Source organism: Sedimentitalea xiamensis (assembly GCF_030164465.1).
In the GTDB taxonomy this organism is placed as follows: domain Bacteria; phylum Pseudomonadota; class Alphaproteobacteria; order Rhodobacterales; family Rhodobacteraceae; genus Sedimentitalea; species Sedimentitalea xiamensis.
Window position 1 is genome coordinate 1 of sequence record NZ_JASNJE010000058.1, and the last position, 9111, is coordinate 9111.

Genomic DNA, 9111 nt, shown 5'->3' on the forward strand with positions numbered 1-9111 from the left:
GGGAGTGTTCGTTGACGAGCATCGGCGGTTTTTCCTGTCAGCTTGTTTGCGGACAATGCAGGAAAAGCCCCGGACGGGACGCAGCCCGCAATGGTTTTGCGGGGCTGAGGAAACGGGCCGCCCTACCGTCTCGGCTTTGCCCGCAGGGTCGGATCGGCGGCGGTCGGGTCCTCGGGCCAGGGGTGCCTGGGATATTGCGCCCGCATGTCCTTGCGGACCTCGGCATAGGAACCGGCCCAGAAACCCGGCAGGTCGCGGGTGATCTGGATCGGGCGTTGCGCCGGGGACAGAAGCGTGATCTTCAGGGGAACCCCCGCGCTGGACGGGTGATGCGCGACGCCGAAGAGTTCCTGGAGCCGGACGGCGATTTCGGGATCGTCTCCGGAATAGTCGATTGGCACCCGCCGCCCCAGCGGCGTGGTGAAATGGCTGGGGACGCGGTCGTCCAGCTGCCGCGTCTGCTCCCAGGTGAGCGCCGCGCGCAGGGCGGGGAGCACGTCGAACCGATTCCAGTCCTCCGCCGTGCGCACCCCGTGCAGCATCGGCAGCAGCCAGTCCTCGATCCGCGCCGTCAGGCCTTCGGCCGAGAAATCGGGCAGGTCGAGTCCTTCTGCGCGGGCCAGTTCCACCCGCGCCGCCAGCCGCGCGGCGGCGGCGCCCGGCCGCAGGCCGAGATCGCGCACCCCGTCGAGCATGGCGCGGGCCACGGCCTCGTCGGGCGCCTCGGTCCAGGACGCATCCTTCAGGATCAGCGCGCCGAGCCGCTCCTGTTGCCGCGCCACCACCCTGCGGTCGCGCCGCGACCACTCGCAGAGATCGACCCGGCGGATCCGGTCCGCGAAGAGGTCGCGCAATTCGCCTTCGCCGATCTGCGCCGCCATCCGGATCTGCGCCTCGCGCGGGTCGCCGTCCAAGTCGGTCGCGACGATGAACGGCGACCCGGCCAGCGGGTCGCCGTCGCGCATCGCCGCGCCCTTGCCGCCGGACAGCACATAGCGCGGCGCATCGCCCTTGCGCCGTTGCCCGATCCGGTCGGGATAGGCCAGCGCGGCCATGGCCGCCGGGCTCAGCCCGGCGGAGGGTCCGGCGGTTTTCAGCCGTTTCGCTTCGGTGCGGATGCGGTGCATCCCGCCGGGATTGATCTCGTAGGGGCGGGAGCGCGCGAAACCGCGCGGGTCCCGTATTGCCTCCAGGCGCAGCATCACGTCGCAGGGCGCGCCGCGCAGCGGGTCGCGATCCGCCATCAGCGCCGCCAGCGGCGCCGCCTCCGGCCCCGCCAGCGCCAGCATGTGCGCCAGTCGCGGATGCAGCGGCAGGGCAGCCAGCGATTTGCCATGGGCCGTGATGCGCCCGCCGCCGTTCAGCGCCCCCAGCAGCGTCAGCAGGCTGCGCGCCTCGGCCATGGCCGGAGCCGGCGGCGCGGTCAGGAAGGCGAGCGAGTCCTCTGACGCGCCCCAGAGCGCCAGGTCCAGCGCCAGCCCGGTCAGGTCGGCGGCTTCGATCTCGGCCGGGGGGAAGGCCGCAAGCGCGCCTTCCTCGCCGCGCGTCCAGAGCCGGTAGCAGACGCCATCCGCGACCCGTCCCGCGCGGCCCTGCCTCTGCGCCGCCTCCGCGCGGGTGACGCGTTCGGTGACGAGCCGGGACATTCCCGAACCGGGATCGAACCGGGCGCGCCGCGCCTGTCCGGCGTCGACCACGACCCGGATGTCGGGGATGGTCAGCGAGGTTTCGGCGATCGAGGTGGCCAGAACGATCTTGCGCCCGCCTTGGAGCGGCGCCATGGCGGCGCGCTGCGCCTCGAACGGCATCGCGCCGAACAGGGGCCGGATCGCGCAACTGTCCGGCAGCCGCTTGGCGAGCGCGGCTCCGGCCTGCCGGATTTCCCGTTCGCCGGGCAGGAAGACCAGAATCCCGCCGTCCATTTCGCGGGTTTCGGTTTCCGCCCGCGCCACGAGGTCGGCCAGCGCCCCGGCCTGGCGGGCCGCCGGTCCAACCGACCGGTCGAGCCACCGTGTTTCCACCGGAAAGCTGCGACCCTCGGAGGTGATCATCGGCGCCGCCATCAGCGCGGCCACCGGTTCCGCGTCCAGCGTGGCGGACATCACCAGCAGCCCGAGGTCTTCGCGCAGCGCCCCGGCGACCTCGAGGCAGAGGGCCAGTCCGAAGTCGGCGTTCAGGGAGCGTTCGTGAAATTCGTCGAACACGACTATGCCGACGCCGGGCAGGTCCGGGTCCGATTGCAGCATCCGGGTCAGGATGCCTTCGGTCACGACCTCGATCCGGGTGGCGCGCGACACGCTGGTCGCACCGCGCATCCGGTAGCCGACCGTCTGTCCGACCGCTTCGCCGAGCGTCTGCGCCATCCGCTCGGCTGCGGCGCGCGCCGCCAGCCGGCGCGGTTCCAGCATCACCAGCCGCTGGCCCGGCGCGATCAGCCCGGCATCGAGCAGCGCCAGCGGCACCCGCGTGGTCTTGCCCGCTCCCGGCGGCGCCTGGAGCACCGCGCGCCCGCGGGTGCGCAGCGCGGCCAGCAGGTCTGGCAGCGCGTCGTCGATGGGCAAAGGGGGCGGTCGGTTCATGGCCGGGTTATCGCCAAACCGCGCGGCGGCGTCCAGCCGGGCGCGACGGTCTGGACAAATCGCGGCCCGGCGGGTCAAGTAGCCGCCAAGAAACGGCAGGGGCGGGGCATGGACACGACCGAATTGGGCAAACGGGTGCTGGCCGGGGAACGCCGCGCCCTGGCGCGGGCGATCACCCTGGTGGAAAGCGGGCGCGCCGATCACCGGGACCAGGCGACGGCGTTGCTGGAGCAGGTCGCCCGCGCGGGCCGGCAGGCGCTGCGCATCGGGCTGTCGGGAACGCCCGGCGTCGGCAAGTCGACCTTCATCGAAAGTTTCGGCCTGATGCTTACGGGCCGCGGATTGCGCGTCGCGGTGCTGGCGGTCGATCCCAGCTCGTCCCGTTCCGGCGGTTCGATCCTCGGCGACAAGACGCGGATGGACCGGCTGTCGCGCGACCCGAACGCCTTTATCCGCCCATCGCCGAGCCAGACCCACCTGGGCGGCGTCGCCCGGCGCAGCCGGGAGGCCGTGGCGCTTTGCGAGGCGGCGGGCTATGACGTGGTGCTGATCGAAACCGTCGGCGTGGGGCAATCCGAAACCGTGGTCTCGGAGATGAGCGACCTGTTCCTTCTGCTGCTGGCCCCGGCGGGCGGGGACGAATTGCAGGGCGTGAAGCGCGGCATCATGGAAATGGCCGACCTGATCCTGGTCAACAAGGCCGATGGCGACCTGAAGCCCGCCGCCACCCGCACCTGCGCCGATTATTCCGGGGCTCTGAGGCTGCTGCGCAAGCGTCCGCAGGATCCGGACGGGTTTCCCAAGGCGATGATGGTGTCGGCGATCGAGGAAGACGGGCTCGAAGACTGCTGGGCGCAGATGCAGGCCCTGACGGACTGGCGCAAGGATAGCGGCCACTGGACGGGCCGGCGGGCGGCGCAGGCGGAATACTGGTTCAGCGAAGAGGTGCGCCAGGGCCTGCTCGCGCAGATCGAATCCGGGGCTGCGAAGGCGCAGATGCAGCGGCTCGGGCTGCTGGTGGCGCAGGGGCGGATGACCCCTTCCGCCGCCGCGCGGGAGATGCTCGGGCAGCACCTGAGGGCATGAGCGTTCCGCAGCGGCGGATCTTCGATGGCAAGCTGCTTCGGGCCACGCTGTTCAATCCGGGCGGGAAAGGACTGTTCGTCAGTTTCCGCCAGCGAGTCGTCGACCCCGGATCCTTCGCCGCGCCGCAACCGGTCCGGAGTTTCACCGACAAGGGATTCGCCCACCTGCACTTGCAGTCCCGATGCAACGACTGGTTCATCAACCCGGAAACCACGGATCTTGAAACGGCGCTGGCGGGTCATGCGACGGGGCGCGATCCGGTCCGGGCAATGGGGTTTTCGATGGGCGGCTATGGCGCCCTGCGGTTCGCGCGCTGCCTGCGGTTGGACCTGGTGGCGCTGGTCTCGCCCCAGCTGTCGATCCATCCCGAGGTGGTGCCCTGGGACGGGAGGTTCCGCGACTGCGCCGGCGGATTCGATCGGACCCTCGGCGATCTTGCCGCGCGGGCGGTGCCGGGGCTGCGGGGGGTTCTCGCCTATGATCCGTTCCGTGCGGCGGACCGGCGCAATGCGCGGGCGATTGCCGGGATCTTTCCTGCCCTGGAACTCTGCGCCCTGCCGGGGGGCGGCCATCCGGCGACCCAGCTGTTGCGTCTGGGCGGGTCCTATGGCCAGATCCAGACCCGGCTGCGCGAGGACCGTCTGCGCCGCCGCTGGATCGTGCGGGAACACCGGCGGCTGCGTGTCGATTCGGCGCTCTACTGGGATCGGCTGGCGGAATACGCGGCGCGGCGGGGCCGTGCGGCGCTTGCGCGGACCGCATCGGGCGTGGCAAGGCGGCTGAAAGCGGATCAGGAGGGCTGAAGGCGGCCATAAACCCTGCGCGACCCGCTTGACGGGGCCGGGCTTTGCGCCTATCAGCACCAGACAGAATTTCGGGCGCGGCGAGTGCAGCGCCCTTTTACATTGCGGTTTCGCTGCGAATCGCATCTGAACATGAGACGAGGTACCTGACATGTCGCGCCGTTGCGAACTGACCGGAAAAGGCCCGATGACTGGCAACAATGTCAGCCACGCCAAGAACAGAACCCGCCGCCGGTTCCTGCCGAACCTGAACGATGTGACCCTGCAGTCGGAATCGCTGGGCCGTGGCGTCAAGCTGCGGATCTCGGCGTCGGCCCTGCGCAGCGTCGACCATCGCGGCGGGCTGGACGCGTTCCTGGCAAAGGCCAAGGATGAAGACCTGTCGCCCAATGCGCTGAAGGTCAAGAAAGAGATCGCCAAGGCCGCCGCCACCGCCTGATTGGCGGGGCAGGACGCCTGACCGACATCTGAACAGCCTCGCGGTTCGCGGGGCTGTTTGCGCTTGCGCCCCCGGCGCGAACGACCCTATATCCGGGTCGTGATGCAATTCCGGCGACAAGAATTCCTGGGCCTTGCGCTCGTGTTCCTGCTGGCTCTGACCGGCCAGGGGATGGCCGTCGCGCGCGGCGCGGGCGGGCCGTCCGGAACGCTGGAGCTTTGCACCGGAACCGGCCCGGTCACGGTCTATACGGATGAGAACGGAGAGCCCACCGGGCCGCCGTTCATCTGTCCGGACTGGGCGCTGACGCTGCTCGCGCATGTGGCGACGCCCGAGGCGGCATCCGGCAGGCCCGGCGGCTGGCGGCGGATGGCCCTGGCACCGGACGATATCGCTGTAGGCGACAGGTTCCGGCCGCGTCGGTCGGCGCGTGCGCCGCCGGCGGTCGCCTGACGCTTACCCTTTCCGATTTCCACTGACATTCAAAGAAGGAGAGACGCGATGTCTTTCAAATCCACCCTGTTCGCGGCGGTTGCCGCCTTGACGTTCACCGGGGCCGTGCAGGCCGAAGACATGGCCGGCAAGATCGTGATCATGGACCCCTATGCACGCACATCCATGATGGCCGCCGAAACCGGCGCCGCCTTCATGATCCTGGAAAACCGCTCCGACGCGGACGACCGGCTGATCTCGGCCAGTTCGGACATCGCCGAGCGGGTCGAACTGCATACCCATATCGAGGATGCCGACGGTGTGATGCAGATGCGCGAAGTCGAGGACGGTTTCGTGATCCCCGCGGGCGGCATGCATGCGCTGGAACGCGGTGGCGATCACGTCATGTTCCTGGGGCTGAAACAGCCGCTGGCCGATGGCGACACCGTATCGCTGACCCTGACGTTCGAGACCGCCGGCGACATGGTGGTCGAGGTGCCGGTGGACCTGACCCGCAAGCCCGGGCATGGCAAGATGATGCACAAGATGGGCACGGACGGCTGAGACGGCGGGCGTCCGTCCTCGGGCTGCGACGCAGCCGTCGGACGGACGCGGGCCGGGCCTTTCAGGGTCCGGCCGTCGCCCCGCTCGTGCGGTGGAGCATGTCATCGACCCGGGCGGGAACCGTCCGGGACGCCGGGCCGCAGCATGTATCGGCGAAACCTTCGGGCGTGGCGGCGTCCTTGATCCGGTGCCGTGTGCACGGCCCGTCGGCGTCGCGAAACCTGCCCGGCCGCATTCTCTTGGTCCGCCTTGGCAGCATCCGCCGCTTCCCGGCCGAGGAAGCGGTGTTTCACTGGCTGACACCGGACCTTTTCCCGCGGCCGCCTGAACACCGGACGTCATGCACAGACGGGATCAGGCGTCGATGATCCGGAGACCGCCCTCCAGCCAGGGCAGCCGGTCCACCGCCGGTTCGATCATCTGGCTGCGGATCAGTCGGCGCATGGTCTCGGCCACGTCCAGCGGCACGTCCCTGGACCAGTTGGCGTCGGCGAACAGCGATATGGTGCGGTGAAAATCCGCGAAGGGCAGGGGGAATGCGTCGAGTTCGTCGTGGTAGCGCACCGCGCGCATGTAACCCAGCTGGGTGGTGATCGCCCAGCCCACGTGCCGCGCCACCATCGCCATCAGCGCGAGATGGCTGCCGATCTCGAACCGTTCGCCAAAGGCCAGGCCGCAGCGCGTCAGATGGGCGTCGATCTGCCGGGCGATCAGCTGTTCGGGCTCGTAGCGCAGCAGGGGCAGCCGCTGTTCCCCGCTCAGCGCGTCTTCGGCGGCGGCGAAGACACCCCTTGGCGCGACCAGCAGGAACGGATCCCGCACCAGCGGATATTCGGCGATACCGTCCATCGGCTCTCCGGTGTTCGCGGCCACCGCCAGGTGGAACTTGCGGGCCCGCATCGCCGCGCTGATCTCGAGACTCGGGGCGGTGATCATCTTGAACCGGCAGCCGGTCAGGCTGTTGGCGAGGATGGTGACGAGTCGCGGCGTCAGGTTGTTGTCGAAATCGTCGATCAGCCCGATCGACAGCGATTCCAGATGCGTCAGGTCCAGCACCGCCAGTTCGCTCTGGGCGAGCCGCACCTCGGACAGGGCGGTCTGGCTGCGCTTGAGAAAGCCGTGCCCGGCGGCGGTGAGCTGCATCGGCCGACGGGAATGATCCACAAGGTCGATCCCCAGCGCCTGTTCCAGGTTGCGCAGCTGCTGGCTGACGGAGGGCTGGCTCAGCCCGGTCAGGTCGGCGGCGCCGGCGACGGAGCCGGTCCGGGCCAGGGCTTCGAACACTTCGAGCCCGCGCAGGGTGATCCCCTTGCTCAGCATCGTTGCCGTTCTCCTTTCGCCTTCGTTCTGGGACCGGACGGGCAGGCGGTCAAGCCGGCAAATGGCGGTCCGCCGGTTTTCCGGTGCGCGCAGGGAACGCGGTGCCGCGAGGGGCAAGGGGAAACGGTCAGAACGGGATCGTCGCAGGGCGGGTGGGCGGAGCCTTCGCCAGGGTCTCGGTCCGGATTACCCGCAGGTCAGGGCGGCGCGGTCGCCGAAGGCCCGGTAGCGTTTCCAGAACCTTTCGTCGCTGCGCCTGTCGGACTGACGGACTTCCTGCGCCATGTGCGGGTCGCGGAAGAACTTCGCCGCCTTCTTGCGGTCGGACCGGGTCAGGCTTTCGCGGGCCACCGCCTCGATGCAGGAACAGAGCTGCGGCGTCGCCGCCGACCGCCCGGAGGATCGGCAGGCCTTTTCGATGATGCCGGTCGCCGCCTGCACCGGTTCGGGCGCGGCCCCGGCGAGGGTAGCGAAACACAGGATGCCGACGCAAAGTCTTTTCATCTGGAATGCCTCTTGCTGCTCGTCGGGACGTTGCCCGCTCGGATTTTTGAGAGACTATGGCGCAAACCGCGTGTTCGATCAATCCCGCGCCGCAGCGAGGGTCGAAGCATTCGACCTTTGGCGACGCGGCATGGAGCGGGCCGGTCCTGTGGTCGTCAGGCGCCGGGGTCGTCGATTACTTGTATCCCGTCCAGTTGAAGTTGATCCAGGCGGATGACTTCGCCAGTGGCATCCCTTGAATAGATCTCGAACAGGATCAGCTTGCTTCCGGGATAGTCGGGCTTTGGTCCCACCACGTTTTGAATCCGGCTGACGGTGTTTCCCGAAAGTTTCAGTTTCTGGACGTATTTGCTTTCGAATTCTGGCTCTTCCAGCTTTGCGGCATCGAAAAGATACCCGTGAAGAGACACCGCGACCGGCCCGGTTTCGTCATTGTCGAACGTCATGTCGAACACCAGCGGAATGCCCGGATAGGGCGTCTGTGTGAAGACGCTCGCCTCGCGGATCGCCACCCTCAGGTCGCCGATTTCCGCGCTTCCCTCGGCCGGTCGCGCGGTCGATGCCTCGTCGAACGCCGTCGGGTCGATCGACGTGAGAATCGGGGCGCGGACAGGGGGCGCGGCCGGCTCTGCCACCGCCGGACCCGTGCCCAAGTCAATTGCGCTGCATGAGACGTTCAGGGCGACGGGAAACGTCAGCAATAACAACGCCCTCAACCCTGTCATGCCATCATGACCCTGAAATAATCCGCAGCTGCGCTTTTCGCGGTCATGGTTTCAAAGAGCTTGTCCCCGGGGCTTACCGTCGGGATCTCGACCCGAGACTTGTAGGAATCGCCGCGCGGAACATTTGCCTCCCAAGAATATAGCTGCCCGTCCGGCTGAATGGGCGAGTTTTTCAGGATCCTCGCGGGCAGGGCGCTTCCATGCTCAACCGCGCTTTCAGCATATTCGTCCTCGTTGAAGATCGCGGACAGCACCTTGCCTTCCTGCGCGCTTTCGGTATCGGGGTTCTGGAGCTCGATGTTGGCTTTCATATCCTTGTAGATCTGAATGGACTTTTCAACGAGTTCAAGCGCGGAGATCAACGCGAGAAGCAGAGCGCTGAGGGTCAGCGCGTCGGCGGATGGCGTCCCGAATCCCTTGTTCGCCCCGCCTGAGAACGGATCAACGGCGGCGACGGGTACAGCCAATGCCGTCGCCAGCACGAACCTTCGTGACACGATCGGAACAGGCTTTTTTGCAGAATGCGAGAGGTACCAGCGGCTCTGTTGCACAAATTCCGTGTGGGATTCATCTCGTGAATCCAGCGTGGTAGCTGGGATGAATGAGCAGACCGACACCACCGACCTACAAGACCAGGAACTGGCCAGCCTATAACGAAG

The 9111-nt window shown here is 68.0% G+C and carries 10 protein-coding genes; 5 read left to right on the top strand and 5 right to left on the bottom strand.

Translation table 11 applies throughout. The features are described from left to right. Nucleotides 1–122: 122 nt before the first annotated feature. Nucleotides 123–2579, bottom strand: a complete 2457-nt coding sequence (gene hrpB / locus QO034_RS22600) for an ATP-dependent helicase HrpB (protein WP_284487768.1) — start codon at nucleotides 2577–2579, stop codon at nucleotides 123–125. A gap of 108 nt (nucleotides 2580–2687) precedes the next feature. On the opposite strand from hrpB, the gene meaB reads away from it, so the two are divergent. The 5 genes from meaB to QO034_RS22625 all read left to right on the top strand — a co-directional run bounded on the left by meaB (nucleotide 2688) and on the right by QO034_RS22625 (nucleotide 5903). Next, complete coding sequence (gene meaB / locus QO034_RS22605) at nucleotides 2688–3665, top strand: methylmalonyl Co-A mutase-associated GTPase MeaB (RefSeq protein WP_284487769.1); 978 nt, start codon at nucleotides 2688–2690, stop codon at nucleotides 3663–3665. Continuing rightward, complete coding sequence (locus tag QO034_RS22610; RefSeq protein WP_284487770.1) at nucleotides 3662–4468, top strand: alpha/beta hydrolase; 807 nt, start codon at nucleotides 3662–3664, stop codon at nucleotides 4466–4468. Before meaB ends, QO034_RS22610 begins: the two co-directional genes overlap by 4 nt. A gap of 151 nt (nucleotides 4469–4619) precedes the next feature. Continuing rightward, entirely contained in the window at nucleotides 4620–4907 is a 288-nt protein-coding gene (gene rpmB, locus QO034_RS22615; protein WP_284487771.1) for a 50S ribosomal protein L28, read from the top strand. 102 nt (nucleotides 4908–5009) lie between these two features. Further along, the gene (locus QO034_RS22620; RefSeq protein WP_284487772.1) at nucleotides 5010–5360 is read left to right on the top strand and encodes a hypothetical protein; all 351 of its coding nucleotides are present in this window, start codon (nucleotides 5010–5012) and stop codon (nucleotides 5358–5360) included. A gap of 48 nt (nucleotides 5361–5408) precedes the next feature. After that, nucleotides 5409–5903 (top strand): copper chaperone PCu(A)C, encoded by a 495-nt coding sequence (locus tag QO034_RS22625; protein WP_284487773.1) that lies wholly within the window; start codon nucleotides 5409–5411, stop codon nucleotides 5901–5903. A 354-nt stretch (nucleotides 5904–6257) separates the two neighbouring features. Here QO034_RS22625 and QO034_RS22630 read toward each other — a convergent pair whose 3' ends face one another. The 4 genes from QO034_RS22630 to QO034_RS22645 form a co-directional block, all read right to left on the bottom strand. Then, nucleotides 6258–7223: a LysR family transcriptional regulator gene (locus QO034_RS22630; protein WP_284487774.1), complete on the bottom strand. Its 966-nt coding sequence runs from the start codon at nucleotides 7221–7223 to the stop codon at nucleotides 6258–6260. 186 nt (nucleotides 7224–7409) lie between these two features. Next, nucleotides 7410–7727: a hypothetical protein gene (locus tag QO034_RS22635; RefSeq protein WP_284487775.1), complete on the bottom strand. Its 318-nt coding sequence runs from the start codon at nucleotides 7725–7727 to the stop codon at nucleotides 7410–7412. A gap of 155 nt (nucleotides 7728–7882) precedes the next feature. After that, a complete protein-coding gene (locus QO034_RS22640) occupies nucleotides 7883–8428 on the bottom strand; it encodes a hypothetical protein (protein ID WP_284487776.1) in 546 nt (181 codons plus the stop codon). 20 nt (nucleotides 8429–8448) lie between these two features. Next, on the bottom strand, nucleotides 8449–9111 hold a 663-nt coding region (locus QO034_RS22645; protein ID WP_284487777.1), incomplete at its 5' end, for a hypothetical protein.

Bases quoted from the DNA above. Each gene is read 5' to 3' on its own strand.
- hrpB (WP_284487768.1), bottom strand. From the start codon at position 2,579: ATGAACCGACCGCCCCCTTTGCCCATCGACGACGCGCTGCCAGACCTG.
- meaB (WP_284487769.1), top strand. From the start codon at position 2,688: ATGGACACGACCGAATTGGGCAAACGGGTGCTGGCCGGGGAACGCCGC.
- QO034_RS22610 (WP_284487770.1), top strand. From the start codon at position 3,662: ATGAGCGTTCCGCAGCGGCGGATCTTCGATGGCAAGCTGCTTCGGGCC.
- rpmB (WP_284487771.1), top strand. From the start codon at position 4,620: ATGTCGCGCCGTTGCGAACTGACCGGAAAAGGCCCGATGACTGGCAAC.
- QO034_RS22620 (WP_284487772.1), top strand. From the start codon at position 5,010: ATGCAATTCCGGCGACAAGAATTCCTGGGCCTTGCGCTCGTGTTCCTG.
- QO034_RS22625 (WP_284487773.1), top strand. From the start codon at position 5,409: ATGTCTTTCAAATCCACCCTGTTCGCGGCGGTTGCCGCCTTGACGTTC.
- QO034_RS22630 (WP_284487774.1), bottom strand. From the start codon at position 7,223: ATGCTGAGCAAGGGGATCACCCTGCGCGGGCTCGAAGTGTTCGAAGCC.
- QO034_RS22635 (WP_284487775.1), bottom strand. From the start codon at position 7,727: ATGAAAAGACTTTGCGTCGGCATCCTGTGTTTCGCTACCCTCGCCGGG.